General features: G+C 71.9%; 13 protein-coding genes. 4 read left to right on the top strand and 9 right to left on the bottom strand.

The window, feature by feature from the left end:
* Nucleotides 1–548: 548 nt before the first annotated feature.
* Nucleotides 549–1,565 carry an alpha/beta hydrolase gene (locus KXC43_RS12860; RefSeq protein WP_308129062.1) on the top strand — a complete coding sequence of 339 codons (1,017 nt, stop codon included), beginning with the start codon at nucleotides 549–551 and terminating at the stop codon, nucleotides 1,563–1,565.
* A gap of 79 nt (nucleotides 1,566–1,644) precedes the next feature.
* Here KXC43_RS12860 and KXC43_RS12855 read toward each other — a convergent pair whose 3' ends face one another.
* From KXC43_RS12855 to lipA, 3 genes are all read right to left on the bottom strand, one after another.
* On the bottom strand, nucleotides 1,645–2,247 hold the full coding sequence (locus KXC43_RS12855; RefSeq protein ID WP_221376238.1) for a class I SAM-dependent methyltransferase: 603 nt from the start codon (nucleotides 2,245–2,247) through the stop codon (nucleotides 1,645–1,647).
* Between the two features lie 116 nt (nucleotides 2,248–2,363).
* Complete coding sequence (locus KXC43_RS12850; protein ID WP_221376237.1) at nucleotides 2,364–3,350, bottom strand: hypothetical protein; 987 nt, start codon at nucleotides 3,348–3,350, stop codon at nucleotides 2,364–2,366.
* 111 nt (nucleotides 3,351–3,461) lie between these two features.
* Entirely contained in the window at nucleotides 3,462–4,358 is an 897-nt protein-coding gene (gene lipA / locus KXC43_RS12845; RefSeq protein WP_221376308.1) for a lipoyl synthase, read from the bottom strand.
* Nucleotides 4,359–4,740: 382 nt separating this feature from the next.
* Here lipA and aspS point away from each other — a divergent pair, with 382 nt between their 5' ends.
* Genes aspS through KXC43_RS12830 form a run of 3 tightly spaced genes read left to right on the top strand, consistent with a single transcriptional unit; the run spans nucleotide 4,741 to nucleotide 8,340 of the window.
* Nucleotides 4,741–6,006 (top strand): aspartate--tRNA(Asn) ligase, encoded by a 1,266-nt coding sequence (gene aspS / locus KXC43_RS12840; RefSeq protein ID WP_221376236.1) that lies wholly within the window; start codon nucleotides 4,741–4,743, stop codon nucleotides 6,004–6,006.
* 2 nt (nucleotides 6,007–6,008) lie between these two features.
* A complete protein-coding gene (locus tag KXC43_RS12835; RefSeq protein ID WP_221376235.1) occupies nucleotides 6,009–7,193 on the top strand; it encodes an outer membrane protein assembly factor BamB family protein in 1,185 nt (394 codons plus the stop codon).
* Between the two features lie 10 nt (nucleotides 7,194–7,203).
* Nucleotides 7,204–8,340: an outer membrane protein assembly factor BamB family protein gene (locus KXC43_RS12830; protein ID WP_221376234.1), complete on the top strand. Its 1,137-nt coding sequence runs from the start codon at nucleotides 7,204–7,206 to the stop codon at nucleotides 8,338–8,340.
* Here the strand turns inward: KXC43_RS12830 and KXC43_RS12825 are convergent.
* The 6 genes from KXC43_RS12825 to sucB all read right to left on the bottom strand — a co-directional run bounded on the left by KXC43_RS12825 (nucleotide 8,315) and on the right by sucB (nucleotide 14,553).
* The gene (locus tag KXC43_RS12825) at nucleotides 8,315–8,995 is read right to left on the bottom strand and encodes a VOC family protein (RefSeq protein WP_221376233.1); all 681 of its coding nucleotides are present in this window, start codon (nucleotides 8,993–8,995) and stop codon (nucleotides 8,315–8,317) included. The two genes, KXC43_RS12830 and KXC43_RS12825, sit on opposite strands and share 26 nt — an antisense overlap.
* Complete coding sequence (locus tag KXC43_RS12820; protein ID WP_221376232.1) at nucleotides 8,995–9,159, bottom strand: DUF5808 domain-containing protein; 165 nt, start codon at nucleotides 9,157–9,159, stop codon at nucleotides 8,995–8,997. Before KXC43_RS12820 ends, KXC43_RS12825 begins: the two co-directional genes overlap by 1 nt.
* Nucleotides 9,159–9,794, bottom strand: coding sequence for a lipoyl(octanoyl) transferase LipB (lipB, locus tag KXC43_RS12815; protein ID WP_221376231.1), 636 nt, complete (start codon nucleotides 9,792–9,794; stop codon nucleotides 9,159–9,161). The genes KXC43_RS12820 and lipB overlap by 1 nt, the downstream gene beginning before the upstream one ends.
* Before the next feature lie 22 nt (nucleotides 9,795–9,816).
* The gene (locus KXC43_RS12810) at nucleotides 9,817–11,667 is read right to left on the bottom strand and encodes a DUF6311 domain-containing protein (protein ID WP_221376230.1); all 1,851 of its coding nucleotides are present in this window, start codon (nucleotides 11,665–11,667) and stop codon (nucleotides 9,817–9,819) included.
* A gap of 31 nt (nucleotides 11,668–11,698) precedes the next feature.
* Nucleotides 11,699–12,607: a TIGR01777 family oxidoreductase gene (locus KXC43_RS12805; RefSeq protein WP_221376229.1), complete on the bottom strand. Its 909-nt coding sequence runs from the start codon at nucleotides 12,605–12,607 to the stop codon at nucleotides 11,699–11,701.
* 83 nt (nucleotides 12,608–12,690) lie between these two features.
* Nucleotides 12,691–14,553 (bottom strand): 2-oxoglutarate dehydrogenase, E2 component, dihydrolipoamide succinyltransferase, encoded by a 1,863-nt coding sequence (sucB, locus tag KXC43_RS12800; protein WP_221376228.1) that lies wholly within the window; start codon nucleotides 14,551–14,553, stop codon nucleotides 12,691–12,693.
* Nucleotides 14,554–14,573: the final 20 nt, after the last annotated feature.

Below are 14,573 nucleotides of genomic sequence, written 5' to 3'. Positions count from 1 at the left end.
GACACGGCGGCCACCGCTGCCGTCGGCAGGCGCGTGTCCGATGAGAAGTGCGACGCCTCCGGCTCGGCTGGTCCGCCGGCCGGACGATCGGCAAACCAGCTCGTGGCGTCCGTCGAAACCACCAATAGGCACGATCGGGACCCCTCCCGCCCGCCGTCGGACGCATTTGAGCAGGTTCTTCAAGCCCTCGCCGGCACGAGCCATACATGTCGGCGCCGCCGTCGATCCCGTTGGCCCGTGATGGTGATTCCGCGTCAGCGACACATCCCGACCGAAAACCGTCCCGCATCCGGGAGCGCGGCGATCCGTGCGGCCCCGGTATGCGCCACGCCAAAACAGCAGGAGGCGCTATGACCCGTACACCGCCGATCGGCACTCATCTGTCACGCCGTGATCTCATCACCGGTGCGTTGGCCGCCGGGCTCGCCTTGCCTCTCGGCCTCGCGGGGCGCGCGGAAGCGGCTGCGGTTGCCGGTCCAACGGAAGCGGCTCCGGGCGCACCGCGCATGGTTCTGCCCGCGCCGACCGGTCCGCATCCGATCGGGTCGGTGGCATTGCGGCTGGTCGATCGGTCGCGGCCGGATCCGGTGGCGGGGCCGGGTCGCTACCGCGAACTGATGGTCAGCGTCTGGTATCCGGCCCGCGACGTCACTCGGTACCCGCGGAGCGTCTGGTTGTCCGATCCGCTCCTGCGTGCCCTGCTGGAGTTCAACGGGATTCCGGCCGGCTCGGTGGGCGGGCCGCCGATCACGGCTGGGCACGTGGGTGCGCCGGTGCAGCGGTCCGGTGGGCGGTTGCCGGTCGTTGTGTACTCGCCCTTGGCGCACGACCAGCGCGCTGACACCACGATTGTGGTTCAGGAACTCGCCAGTCACGGATACCTGGTGGTCACTGTGGACCACACGTACGACGCGTTCGTCGAGTTTCCTGACGGGCGGCGGCTTTCTCCGGTCGACGAACCGTCGCTGGGTGCTCCCGACTTCGCTGACGACATTCCGTACGTGCTGGATTGCATCGGTCGTCTCGCGGCGGGCCGGAACCCCGACGCTGACGGCCGTACGCTGCCGGCGGGGCTGGCCGGCGCGCCCGATCCGGGGCGCATCGGTATGTTCGGCACCTCGAAGGGCGGGACCGCGACGGCGCTGGTCATGAGCATGGATTCGCGCGTACGGGCGGGGTTGAGCCTGGACGCCCCGATGGAGCCGGTCATCGCCACCGATCTCGACCGGCCGTTCATGCTGATGACGGCGGACTACGGCCGGGACACGGCGCCGGTCGCGCAGCTCTGGTCGCGCCTGACCGGTTGGAAGCTCAACGTTCGGGCCTGCGGCGCGGTCCACAACGCCTACGACGACTATCAGTTTCTGCTGCCGCAGATCGGCGCGGCGGTCGGGTGGAGCAAGGAGATCCTGCTGTCCTGGATCGGCACCCTGCGCCCCGACCGGGCGGTACGCATCCAGCAGGCGTACCCCCTCGCGTTCTTCGATCTGCATCTGCGCCACCAGCGGCAGCGCCTGCTCGAAGGGCCCAGCCCGGCGTTCCGCGAGGTGCGCTACCTGCCGTGATCCGACGGCGGCGCCACGACTGAATGAAAACGGTTCGCGGTGGCGTGGAGGATGTGGCCGTTCGGGGTTGTCTGTGCCGTCAGGCGCCAGCCGAGCGGCGCCACGGCGGCGGACAGGTCGGCGGGCTGCCAGAAGCGCTTGACCACCCGGAACTCGCGGCCTCGTTGAGGGTGCGCTGCTGCACGTGGCCGGGCAGTTCGGCGGTGTGGTGGCTGTCGATCAGGAAGACGCGGCCGCCGGGGCGCAGCGCGGAAGCCACCTGGGCCCAGAACGCGGCGAAAAGGTCGGCCGGCACGTGGGACAGCCAGTAGCTGAAGAAGACCACGTCGTACGCGGCCGGCGGGGGCGTCCAGGCGAAGATGTCGGCCTGGTGGTAACGCACGTGGGCGCCCAGGTTCCGGGCCTGGTTCAGGGTGATGACGGCGGGGGAGGCGTCGACGGCCAGAACCGACGTGGCGTGCCGGGCCAGGCGGCGGGTCCAGAGGCCGGTGCCGCAGGCGTACTCGAGCACGTCGCCGGCCGGGGCGAAGGCGTCCAGGGCCTGCTCGGCGGAGGCCACGTCAGCGAACCAACGGCGTTCCTCGTCGGGTTGCAGCGCGTAGCGGCCCTGGCGGTACCACCACTCGTCGTACTCGCCGGCTCGTGCCTGATAGTAGGCGCGCTGCTCATCGAGAAGGCCCATGGCGCGACCGTAGAGCCGATCGCCCGAGTGACCAACCCGATTTCGGGCCGCCGGAGGCCTCGCAGGATGGCAGGGAAGCGACGGCGTTCGCGCTGTAGTTGGACCACGCCACGAAATCAGGAGGGATCGCGGAGGGAGCGGATCACGCGGACCAGGAAGTAGCCGCCGCCGCCGATCAGGAGCAGGCCGAACGCCACGGCGAACATGCTGCCAGGGCTCATGCCGGGGCGGGCGGCCTGAACCTCCGGGACCGCTGTGGTGGGGGCCGGGTAGTACATCGCGGGGGCATTGTCGGTGGCGGGCGTGGCAGTCGCGGCGGGGGAGGGCGGCGCCGGGGCGGGCGGAGCGGCGACGGCCGACGGCTGGGTGGGGGCGGGGGCGGGGTTCGTCGCGGGGGCGGGGGCCGGTACGGAGGTGCAGCCTGCCGTGGGCGGGCGCCAGCTTCCGACGTACGTGGTGAAGGTGTTGACCCTGATCGTCAGAGAGCCCTGGCGAGGGCCGCGCACAGTGGTGGAGCGGCCGGGGGCCAATCGGGTCAGTCGGCCGCCGATGAGGAACGCGGCGCTGACGTTGGCGGAGGCGGCGTTGGCCAGCGTGGCCCGGTAGGAGCCGTCGCACGCGCTGGTGAAGGCGACCGTGGGCTCGGGGGCGCAGTCGGTCGAGCCGCCCCGGTAGTGCGCCGGCGTGCCGGTGGAGCGGTTGCCCGGGGCGCCCAGGGTGGACGCGCCGTACGGGTTGCCGCCGCTGGTGACCTCGTCGAGCAGGCCGGTGCCGGTGATCGCGGTGACCTGGGTGCGGCAGGGCGGCACCACGACGTCGAGCCGGACCGTGCGGGCCCTCGACGTGATGGTGGCGCGGTCGGTGGCGTACGTGAACTGGCCCCCGCTGCCCTCGGTGTACGAGGCCAGGCCGAACGACTGGGTCTGACCGGCGCAGAGCGGACGGACGGCGGTGACGGTCGCCTTGCCGGAGTCGCCGTTGAACGTGTGGCGGAAGGTTGCCGACGAGGCGGAGACGCAGGTGTCAGCGGCCGAGGCGGCGAGGGGGGCGCTGAACACGACCGCCGGCGTCGCCGCGGCGAGCAGGAGCCTCAGCCAGCGCATACTCACAGAATCGGCTGATATCCGGCTTTCTGAGGCGAAGCGCACTGACGGACGCGAGGGGAAGACAACGATGCCCCGGCCGGGAAGGGCCGGGGCATCGGGAGGATCAGGTCAGCCGCGGGCCTCGAGGGCCTGCTTGTAGAGACGCCCGGCCCGGTAGGACGACCGGACCAGCGGGCCGCTCATCACGCCCGCGAACCCGATCTGCTCGGCCTCTTCGCGCAGCTCGACGAACTCTTCGGGCTTGACCCAGCGCTCGACCGGGTGGTGCCGCGGGGTCGGCCGCAGGTATTGCGTGATGGTGATCAGCTCGCAGCCGGCGTTGTGCAGGTCGCGCAGCGCCTGGGAGATCTCGGCCCGTTCCTCGCCCATGCCGAGGATGAGGTTGCTCTTGGTCACCAGGTCGGCCGCGCGGGCCTGGGTGATGACGTCGAGCGAGCGCTCGTAGCGGAAGCCGGGGCGGATGCGCTTGAAGATGCGCGGCACCGTCTCGACGTTGTGGGCCAGCACCTCGGGCTGGGCGCCGAAGACCTCGGCCAGCTGGGCCGGCTCGGCGTTGAAGTCGGGAATCAGCAGCTCGACACCGCAGCCGGGCTGGAGCTTGTGGATCTGGCGGACCGTCTCGGCGTAGAGCCAGGCGCCGCCGTCGGGCAGGTCGTCACGGGCCACGCCGGTCACGGTCGCGTACTTCAGGCCCATCGTCGCCACGGACTCGCCGACGCGGCGGGGCTCGTCGGCGTCGAACTCGGCCGGCTTGCCGGTGTCGATCTGGCAGAAGTCACAGCGCCGGGTGCACTGGTCGCCGCCGATGAGGAAGGTGGCCTCGCGGTCTTCCCAGCATTCGTAGATGTTGGGACAGCCGGCCTCCTGGCAGACCGTGTGCAGGCCTTCCTTTTGCACCAGGCCGCGCATCTGGGTGTATTCCGGACCCATCTTCGCTTTGACCTTGATCCACGGAGGCTTCCGCTCGATGGGAGTTTCGGCGTTGCGCGCTTCGATGCGCAGCATGCGGCGGCCCTCGGGAGCAATAGTCACAGCCCCGAGATTACGCCTGAATAGGATTCCGCCAAGACAGGGGCGACGAGGCTCACGTGACACGAGGTGTGACGGCGCTCATATGAACCGGTTAAATTCTCTTTCGCGGCGTGTACGCCTGGTGTTAACGTCCCGCCCACGGCAGTGAGGGAACCGAGTAGCCCCCGGAAGGCCGGCCGAGAGAGCCACCGATCGCTGTGAAGGTGGCCCGGGCGCCGGGGCGTGAAGACACTCCTGAGCCGCAGCAACACAAAGAGGCGCCCGTCAGGGCGCGAAGGTGTGGTGGCACCGCGAGGATCCCGCTCGCCCACGCCTCCCTGGGGCCGCGTTGCAGCTTTCAAGGAGGTCAACCGCCATGCAACGCATCCTCTCGACCCAGCTCCGCGCACACGTCGACGCGACGGTGACGATCGCGGGCTGGATCCACCGCCGCCGACTGCTCAAGTCGGTGGCCTTCCTGATCCTCCGCGACGCCGAGGGACTCAGCCAGGTCGTCGTGACCGAACCCGGTACCCGCGCCCAGCTCGAGGAGCTCGCCGAGGAGAGCGTCGTCGAGGTGGTGGCGACGGTCACCGCCAACGAGCAGGCGCCGGGCGGGGTCGAGCTGACCGCGCCGAAGATCCGGGTGCTCTCCGCCGTCACCGCGCCGTTGCCCTTCGAGCTGCACCGCCCGGCGATCGGCGCCGGTCTGCCGGCCCAGCTCGACCACGCCGCCCTGGCCCTGCGGCACCCGGAGCGCCGGGCGGCCCTGCGCGTGGCCGCGGCGGCGACAGCCGGCTTCCGGGCCGCGCTGACCGAGCAGCGGTTCGTCGAGATCCAGACGCCGAAGATCGTCGCGTCGGCCACCGAGTCCGGGGCCAACGTCTTCCGGCTCGACTACTTCGGGCGTACGGCGTATCTGGCGCAGTCGCCGCAGTTCTACAAGCAGCTGATGGTCGGCGTGTTCGAGCGGGTCTTCGAGGTCGGCCCGGTCTTCCGCGCCGAGCCCAGTGACACCGCGCGTCACCTGTCGCAGTACACCTCCCTGGACGCCGAGCTGGGTTTCATCCAGGACCACCGCGATGTGATGGCCGCCCTCACGCGGACGCTCACCGTCATGATGGCCACCATCACCGCGCGCGCCCGGCTGGCGACGCCGCGGGTGCCGTCGGAGATCCCCGCCGTGCACTTCAGCGAGGCGCTGCGGATCGCCGGGGCGCCCGCCGACGAGCCCGACCTGGCGCCGGCCCACGAACGAGCGCTGGGGGAGTGGGCACTGCGTGAGCACGGTTCCGAGTTCCTGTACGTGACCGGCTATCCGATGCGCAAGCGGCCGTTCTACACGCATCCGGACCCGGCCGACCCGGCGTACTCGAACGGCTTCGACCTGCTGTTCCGTGGGCTGGAGATCGTGACCGGCGGGCAACGCCTGCACCGCTACGAGGACTATGTGGAGGCGCTCGCCCGCGCCGGGGAGCCGCTGGAACCGTACGCGGGATATCTCGACGGCTTCCGCTACGGGATGCCACCGCACGGCGGGTGGGCGATCGGGCTCGAACGGTTCGTCGCCCGCCTGACCGGGACGGCTAACGTGCGTGAGGTGACCGCCTTCCCGAGAGACCTCAACCGGGTCGCCCCGTAGCGATGACGATCGACCTCGACGTCGCTCCCGCCCGTCGCACCCGGCGGGGTGAGCGGCGTACGAGGTCCGGCGTGCTCGTCGTGGCGGCGCTGGTGCTCGCGCTGGTCGCAGCATCGGCGCCGCCCTCGCACGCCGCCGGGATCACGCCCGTGTTCGAGGGCGACGGCCGGGGGATCACGGCCGGCCTGCTCACCCGGACGGCCGTCTTCACCCAGCACGGCACGTCGGAGGATCAGTCGGCCGACATCTGGGCGCGCCCCATCGCGCCCGGTGGCCCCGAGTGGATCACCAAGGTGGCCGGGCCGGGCGCGGGCCTGTGGCTCGACCGGTCGGGCACGGTGCTGGTCAGCGAGTCCGGCGATGGCGGGGAGACCACCCTCCTGGACGCCCGCACCGGCCACGTGCGGTGGCGGGCCGGCCAGTACTCGTCGGTGCAACCTCTCGGCGCCGCTGTCACGGACTGGGTGCCGCCCGGGCTCCTGCGGGTACGCGACGTGGCCACGGGACGAGTGCTCTGGTCGCACCCGGCGCGGGCCTTCGCCGTCGACCAGCCGCAACGGCACGTGGTCGTCTTCGACGTGCGGCGCCGGGCGACGGTGCTGTCGGCGGCCGACGGCCGGGTGGTCGCCCGCTCGGGGCGGCTGGACGTCGAGTGGAGCCTCGACTACCCGTCCCCGTTCGCCCCCGTCCGGTTGATCGGCGAGAACCTGGTCACGGCGGGAACGACGTCCGTCGGCGCCTACCGCCTGGCCGACCTGGCCCCACTGTGGCGGACGCCGATCCCCAGCCCGGCCGCCATCGTCGGGTGCGGTGGCCGGATCTGCGCGTTCTCGGCCGGCGAGCTGGCCGTCCTCGACCCGGCGACCGGCGCGGTGCGCTGGACCAGCGGGCGGTGGCGAAGCCTGGCCGACGACGGCCGGACCCTGCTGGACGAGGCCGGCCGGGCGGCGCGGGTCGACCTCGCCACCGGGCGCGTCGAGGCCGAGCTGGGCGCCGGCGATGTGGTCAACGGCCTGCAGTTCGCCGACGGCGGCGGCGAACGCACCCTGGTCCGCGGGATCGCCGACGGACGGGTGCTGGGCGAGGTCCCGAAGGTCGCGGAGGCCGCGTGCATCGCCGCCGCTGACCTGTTCGCCTGCCGGACGGTCGACGCCCGGTTCCGCGTCTGGCGGGTACGCCGGGCGTAGAGTCCGGTCCGTGGTGATCGATCTCGATGTCGTGCGGCCCGCGAGCGCGATCCCGGCCAAGCCCCGGCGACCGGCCCGCTACTGGGCCGTGGCGGTGGCCGCATTCGTGCTGGCCCTGACGGGCGGAGCGGCTGCCCCCGATCGGGCGGCCGGCATCACCGAGGTCCTCTCCGTCGACGGGCAGGGATCGCTGACCAGCCTGCTGACCGATGAGGCGTATTACACCGTCCGCACCGACGGGCACGTCGAGGCCCTGCCGCTGTGCGCCGGCTGCCCGCGGTGGAGTTCGCGGACGAAGCCCGGGCAGCGGTTGACGGCAGCCGGGGAAGACACGTTGATCGTCGATGTGAGCGAAACCGCCGAGGTGACGTTTCTCGACGCCCGCACGGGCGCGCTGCGCTGGCGGTTGCGCGACACGCTGGCGGTCGACGTGATCGGCGGGCGGGTCGCCGCGTGGGATGTCGAGAAGCACATCCTGCAGATGCGTGACCTGCGCACCGGGCGGGTCCTCTGGTCACGCCCGGCCTTCAACTACTCGGCCGACGAGGCGTTCGCGGTGATTCTTGACGGGGCGGGCGGCGCCACCGTGGTCGACGCCGCGAACGGTGCCGAGCTCACGCCCCGCCGCGACCTCGGCCGGCCGAATCCGGCCGCCCGGCTCGTGGGTGACCGGCTGGTCGTCTTCGGCGGAAGCTACCTCGCCGCGTTCTCGCGCGACGGGCTGTCCCGCGAGTGGATCACGGCCACCAACTCGCCGTACGGGGTGATCCCGTGCGGCCCGGGCCTGCTGTGCGCGTTCGGCTCCGCGGGGCTGACGGTGATCGACCCGGCCGACGGGTCGGTCCGGTGGACGAGCCCCACCTGGACCGGCATGGGTGAGAACGGCGTGCTGCTCGAGGAGAGCGGCCGTTCGGCCGTGGTCGACCTCGAGACCGGCCGGGTCGAACGGGAACTGGGACGCTCGGGGCCGGTCGGCGGGCTGCTGCTCTTCCCCGAACCGGGCCGGACGTCGGTGATCGGACTGGCCGACGGGCGCCTGCGCGGCGTCCTGCCGCTGGTGCTGCCGAGCGCGTGCAGTGCCGCCGGGCCCTACCTGGGCTGCGAGACGCCCGACGTCAAGTTCACGGTGTGGCGGCTCGGACGCTGAACTCGTTGCCGTCCGGGTCGGCCAGGTGGACCGTGCCGTCGTCGCCGGGACCGAGCCGGGTGGCGCCGAGCGCGATCAGCCGGTCGACCTCGGCCTGCTGGTCGGCCTCGACCGGGACGAGTTCGAAGCGCTGACGGTTCGGCCGCTCGTTCGGCGCCACCGGCGGCCCGCCCCACGCGACCTTCGTGCCGCCCCGGGGGGACTGGATCGCGGTCTCCTCGTCGGAGTCCCAGACCAGCGGCCAGCCCAGCGCCTCGCTCCAGAACAGGCCCACCTCGCGAGTGCCGTCGCACGCGTACTCGCCCAGGAAGCCGGTTCCGGCCAGGTACGAGTTGCCGGGCTCGATCACGTCGAACTCGTAGCCCGCCGGGTCGGCCAGCACGATGTGGCCCTCCTCGGGGCGCTGCCCGACGTCGAGGTGGTGGGCGCCGAGCTCGATCGCCCGGGCCACCGTACGCTGCTGGTCGTCGAGATCGCTGCTGGTCAGGTGCAGGTGGATGCGGTTGTGGCCGAGCGCGCCGCCGCGTCCCGGAACGAACCGCAGAGCGACCCGGGCGTCGTCGGCCGGACGAAGGCCCAACAGGGCGGCCCAGAAACGCGCCGCCCGATCCGGATCCTGTGCCTCGTAGGTCACCGCGGTCAGCAAGGCGGGCATCAGGCGAGCACCGCGATGGTCATGCCGACGACGATGACGAACGGGATGATCGTGGTGCAGACGAGGATCACCCAGGCGATGGGGTGCCCGAAATTCAGGGACACCCCGCCGCCGCGCTTGGGGACGAAGACCCGCTTGTCGGCCGGGTCTCGATAGAGAGCCATCAGAGCAGGGTAGTGAGGTGCTTCTCGACGACCGGCAGCACCTCGGCCACTGTCACGTCGCGGCCCAGTTCGGCCGAGAGTGACGTCACGCCCGCGTCGCGGATGCCGCACGGGGTGAAGCGGTCGAAGTTGGCCAGGTCGCAGTCGCAGTTGATGGCGAAACCGTGCTGCGTCACGCCGCGGGCGACCCGGATGCCGATCGCGGCGATCTTGCGGTCGGGGCCGCGCTCGTCGGCCAGGACCCAGGCGCCGCTGCGGCCCTTGATGTCGCTGCGGGCGGCCGTCACGCCGAACTCGGCGCAGACGTCGATCAGCATCTGCTCGGTGCGGCGGACGTAGGCCACCACGTCGATCGGGTCGGCCAGCTTGAGGATCGGGTAGCCGACCAGCTGCCCGGGGCCGTGCCAGGTGATTTTGCCGCCGCGGTCGACCTCGACCACCGGGGTGCCGTCGATCGGCAGGTCGGCGGGCTCGGTGCGCTTGCCGGCGGTGAGCACGCTGGGGTGTTCCAGCAACAGGACTGTGTCGGGCCGGGTGCCGTCGGCCACGGCCTCGTGCAGGCGCCGCTGCTCGTCCCAGGCCTCGCGATAGTCGACCAGGCCGGGCCGCAGGACGGTGAGCGTGGAAGTTGTCACGCGTCCCACGGTAGTCCCCTTGTCAGCGGTCGGCCGGATCCACTCCGGGACGGATGCGCCACACCAGCACGTCGTCCACGCGCTCGGGCGGACCGAGCAGATCGGTCGCGGTGATCTCGACCGCCGAGCGGAACAGCGGCCCCTCGGGTCCGGTGATCACGTCGGGCAGGAACAGCGCCTCGACGCCCCAGCGCTGGAAGTCGGCGCGCGCCGTGGCCCGGTCGGCGTTGTCCAGATCGGCGAGGTAGCCGTAGAGGGCAGCCCGCAGGAACAGCCAGTCGGTGGCCCGTGGCAGGGCGCCGATGCGGCCCTTGCCCTCGGGGCCCTCGGCGTCGGGACCGAGGAAGTAGCCGTCGGGGATGCGGAACTCCTTGCCGGCCCGAGCCATCGTGTACGCCTGCCAGCGCTGCCCGTCGGCGGCCACGTTGATGGCGAACGGCAGCGCGCTGATCACCCCGCCGTCGCCGACGTACCTCTCCCACGTGCCGTCGGCGATGAACCGCGGCTCGGGCGCCCGCTCCCGGTAGTGCAGCGGCACCGGGAAGATCGGCACGAGCGCGACCACGAGGCCCATCGCGAACCACGGCTGCGGAGCGCCCGCGCCGAACGCGCGGTCGGTGGCCATGGCGAGGATCACCCCGAACACTCCCACCAGGACGAGGGCGTAGCGGGCCGGCAGTGCCGCGTCGAACAGCGGCACGTGCTGCAGCAGCGCGTACAGAAGCGGGATGTCGGTCTCGGTGTCGGCCACCCGCAGGCGGGGGCCGAGCGAGATCAGGAAGAACAGCCCGCCGACGGTCATCAGGGCCCGCAGGGTCGCCCGCCGCCGGTCGTCCGCGCTGCGCCACAGCATCACCAGGGAGACGGCGAGCAGCACCAGCAGGGGCAGGCCGAAGAAGCTCGTCTCCTCGGTCTTGTTCGCCGCGAGGTCGTTGCCCAGCCCGGCCCAGCTCGCCAGCGAGCGGTCGCTGAAGGCGAAGAAGGAGAGCAGGTCCTCGGAGTAGTGCCGCTGGTTGAAGCCGGTGCCCTTGAAGGTCTGCGGCCCGGCGAAATGCATGTACAGCGGGTACGCCAACAGGGCGCCGGCCACCACGGCGGTGACACCCAGCCCGGCGGCGAACTTCGGCAGCGCAGCCCGCGCTTCGGCCCGGTTGATCGGGGACAGCGACCACGCGATCACGAAGACCCCGCCGGCCAGCGCCGTGAAGAACAGCCCCTCGGCCGCGATCGAGAAACCGACGGCCAGCGTCACTCCCAGGATCAACCCGTTGCGCAGCCAGTGGGCGGTGTCGCGCATCTTGAGCAGCCGCCACAGCACCAGCGGCGCGATCCAGCCCGAGGTCCAGTTGAGGTGGCCGTTCGCGTGGGCGACGAAGCCCGGCGCGAAGCCACAGAAGAAGCCGGCCAGCGCGGCCGCCGCCCGGTTGGCGGTGACGAAGCGGCTGAGGAACAGGAACCAGGCGTACGCCGAACCCGCGAGGTTGAGCGTGAGGACCGCCAGGAACGTGACCTGAGGGCCGGCCAGCATGGTGAGCGGCGCGAACAGGATCGCGTAGACCGTGATCGAGGTGTTGGCGGCCAGGTTGACGCCGTCCGGCACGTTCATCAGGTCGGTGAAGAAGGGGTCGCCGCCGTGGTGCAGCAGGTGTACGCCGTACGACAGCACCCACTCGAAGAACGCCTGGTCACCCACGTTCTCGGCGACCGCGTGCTGGAACGGGTCGCGCCAGAGCCGGCTCACGACGTAGCCGCCCAGGGCCAGGGCCATGAGCGCGACGAACAGATGGAACCGCCACTGCCGCGTCGCCCGGGGGGCGTCGGGGGGTGCCGGCTGATCTGACGAGGACGTGGAGGTGGGAACGGCGACGGACATCACGCGCAGGTTAGCAAGCCTGCGCCGCTGCTCAGCGCGACGCCGCCGGTTCCGGGTTCACTGTGGCCTGCACGGCGCCCTCGATCGTCGGGTAGGCCCACCGGAAGCCGGCCCGTTCCAGCACCGCCGGCACGACCCGTGCGCTCCGCAGGGATTCGCCGGCGAGTTCGCCCAGCACCACGTGCAACGCCGGGCCGGGCACGCTCAGCAGCGCCGGGCGGTGCACGGCGGCCGCGACCGCCTTGGTGAACTGGGCGTTGGTGATCTGCTCGCGACCGACGATGTTGACCGGGCCTGAGATGTCCTCGCGCTCGAGCAGGAAGTCGGCCGCGCCCAGCCAGTCGGGCAGGCTGACCCACGGCATCCACTGCCGGCCGCCGCCCAGCTTGGCCCCGCCGCCCAGCTTGAACAGCGGCAGCAGGGGCTTGAGCAGGCTGTCGAGGGTGAGGCCGGTGCGCAGCAGCACGACCCGGACGCCGGCGTCCTCGGCCGGGCGGGCGGCGGCCTCCCAGACGCGGCACAGGTCGGCCAGGAACGTCGTGCCGGCCGACGCCTCCTCGGTGGCGGGCGTGTCGCCGGTCTCGCCGTACCAGCCGACGGCGGAGGCCTGCAGCAGCGTGCGCGGGCGGTCGGCCTCGGGCAGCTTGCGGATGGCCCGGGCCAGCGTGCCGGTGGTGTCGACCCGGCTCGAGCGCAGTTCGCTCTTGTAGCCGGCGGTCCAGCGCTTGCCGCCGACGTTGGCGCCGGAGAGGTTGATCACCGTGTCGGCCGCGGCGACCACCTGCGGGTCGATCTGGCCCTGCGCGGGCTGCCAGGTCGCCTCGTCGGCGCTCCGCGCGGGCCGCCGCACCAGCTTGGTCACCTCGTGGCCGTGGCCGCGCAGGCGCTCGACGAGGTTGCCGCCGAGGAAACCGGACGCGCCCGAGATCAGGATCCGCATGTCCCCATCATGCCCTGAAGTGAACCTGTTCAAAACGAAGAAAGCGCGCCGGCGAACCGGCGCGCTCTCTCGGTGCTGCTTTGTTACGCGAGCCCGAGGTCACCCTCGAAGTGGCCGCCCTCGAGGCGGTCCTTCAGCGTGACCAGGAAGCGGGCGGCGTCGGCGCCGTCCACGATCCGGTGGTCGTAGCTGAGCGCGAGGTAGACCATCGACCGCGGCACGATGATCTCGCCCAGGTTGGGGTCGTCGATAACCACGGCCCGCTTGACCACCGCGCCGGTGCCGAGGATGCCGACCTGCGGCTGGTTGATGATCGGCGTGTCGAAGAGCGCGCCCCGGCTGCCCGTGTTGGTCAGCGTGAACGTGCCGCCCGAGATCTCGTCGGGGCCGATCTTGTTGTTCCGGGTGCGGTCGGCGACGTCGGCGATCCGCTTGGCCAGGCCGGCCAGGTTGAGGTCGCCGGCGTCCTTGATCACCGGAACGATCAGGCCCTTCGGGGTGTCCACGGCCATGCCCAGGTGCTCGGCGTCGTGGTAGGTGACCGTGCCGGCCTCCTGATCGATCGACGAGTTGACCACCGGGTGCTGGCGCAGCGCCTCGACCGCGGCCAGCGCGAAGAACGGCAGGTAGCTGAGCTTCACACCGTTCTTGGCCAGGAAGTCGGCCTTGGCCTTGTTCCGCAGCTGGGCGATCTTGGTGACGTCGACCTCGACGACCGTGGTGAGCTGGGCCGAGACCTGCAGCGACTCGACCATGCGACGGGCGATCGTCGCGCGGGTGCGGGTCAGCTTCTCGGTGCGGCCACGCAGCGGGCTCGGCGCCGGCTTGGCGGCCGCGGGCTTGGCTGCCGCCGGGGCGGCCTGCTGCTGCGGCGCGGGCGCCGCCTTGGCCGCCGCGGCCTTCTCGGCGGCGTCGATGACGTCCTGCTTGCGGATGCGGCCGCCGACGCCGGTGCCGGTCAGGGCCGAAAGGTCGACGCCCTTCTCGGTGGCGAGCTTGCGCACCAGCGGCGTCACGTAACCGGCGTCGCCGGCGCCGTTCGGGTTCGCGGTCTCGACCCGCGGCTGGGACGGCGCAGGCGGTTCGGCGGCACGCTCGGCCGCGACCGGGTCCTTGGCCGTCTCGGCCTCGGGAGCCGGGTCGGCGTACGACCCGCCGTTCGGCTCGAACGTCGGCGCCGGAGCCGAGTCGATCTTCGGAGCCGGAGCGGCTTCCTGCTTCGGTTCCGGGGCGGTCTCCTGCTTCGGGGGCGCGGCCTGCTGCGGGGCCGGAGCCGGCTTCTCTTCGGCCGGCGCGGGAGCCGCGCCCTCGGCGCCGATGATCGCCAGGTCGGCGCCGACGTCGGCCGTCTCGTCCTCCTGCACCTTGATCTCGAGCAGGGTGCCCGCGACCGGCGAGGGGATCTCGGTGTCGACCTTGTCGGTGGAGACCTCGAGCAGCGGCTCGTCGACCTCGATGGCGTCGCCGACCTGCTTGAGCCACCGGGTGACGGTGCCCTCGGTGACGCTCTCGCCGAGCGCCGGCATCTTCACCGCGGTGCCCTCGCCGCCGCCGGTGGGTGCGGCGGTCTGCGGCGCCGGAGCCTCCTGCTCGACCGGCTTCTCGGTCGACGGGGTGTTGAGCGCGGCCGGCTCGGGCTCCGGCTCCTGTTCCTGCTGCTGCTGGGCCGGAGCGGCAGGCGCCGGCTCGGCCGAGCCGGCGTCCTCGCCCTCGCCGGCGATGACCGCGAGCTCGCTGCCGACATCGGCCGTCTCGTCCTCGCCGACGACGATGCGGGTGAGCACACCCGCGGCGGGCGACGGGATCTCCGTGTCGACCTTGTCGGTGGAGACCTCGAGCAGCGGCTCGTCGGCCTCCACCCGCTCGCCCTCCTGCTTGAGCCAGCGAGTGACGGTGCCCTCGGTGACGCTCTCACCCAGTCGCGGCATGGTGACCGATACCGGCATGTCTCAGAACTCCTTAACCG

Source organism: Paractinoplanes polyasparticus (assembly GCF_019710575.1).
Lineage (GTDB): Bacteria > Actinomycetota > Actinomycetes > Mycobacteriales > Micromonosporaceae > Actinoplanes > Actinoplanes polyasparticus.
The sequence above is the reverse complement of the archived record's forward strand: the minus strand, read 5'-3'. Positions and strand labels throughout refer to the sequence as shown.

What these genes read in the sequence shown, in the direction of transcription:
- sucB (WP_221376228.1), bottom strand. Translation starts at nt 14,553, where the DNA reads ATGCCGGTATCGGTCACCATGCCGCGACTGGGTGAGAGCGTCACCGAG.
- KXC43_RS12810 (WP_221376230.1), bottom strand. Translation starts at nt 11,667, where the DNA reads ATGTCCGTCGCCGTTCCCACCTCCACGTCCTCGTCAGATCAGCCGGCA.
- KXC43_RS12855 (WP_221376238.1), bottom strand. Translation starts at nt 2,247, where the DNA reads ATGGGCCTTCTCGATGAGCAGCGCGCCTACTATCAGGCACGAGCCGGC.
- KXC43_RS12850 (WP_221376237.1), bottom strand. Translation starts at nt 3,350, where the DNA reads ATGCGCTGGCTGAGGCTCCTGCTCGCCGCGGCGACGCCGGCGGTCGTG.
- KXC43_RS12825 (WP_221376233.1), bottom strand. Translation starts at nt 8,995, where the DNA reads ATGCCCGCCTTGCTGACCGCGGTGACCTACGAGGCACAGGATCCGGAT.
- aspS (WP_221376236.1), top strand. Translation starts at nt 4,741, where the DNA reads ATGCAACGCATCCTCTCGACCCAGCTCCGCGCACACGTCGACGCGACG.
- lipA (WP_221376308.1), bottom strand. Translation starts at nt 4,358, where the DNA reads ATGCTGCGCATCGAAGCGCGCAACGCCGAAACTCCCATCGAGCGGAAG.
- KXC43_RS12805 (WP_221376229.1), bottom strand. Translation starts at nt 12,607, where the DNA reads ATGCGGATCCTGATCTCGGGCGCGTCCGGTTTCCTCGGCGGCAACCTC.
- KXC43_RS12835 (WP_221376235.1), top strand. Translation starts at nt 6,009, where the DNA reads ATGACGATCGACCTCGACGTCGCTCCCGCCCGTCGCACCCGGCGGGGT.
- KXC43_RS12820 (WP_221376232.1), bottom strand. Translation starts at nt 9,159, where the DNA reads ATGGCTCTCTATCGAGACCCGGCCGACAAGCGGGTCTTCGTCCCCAAG.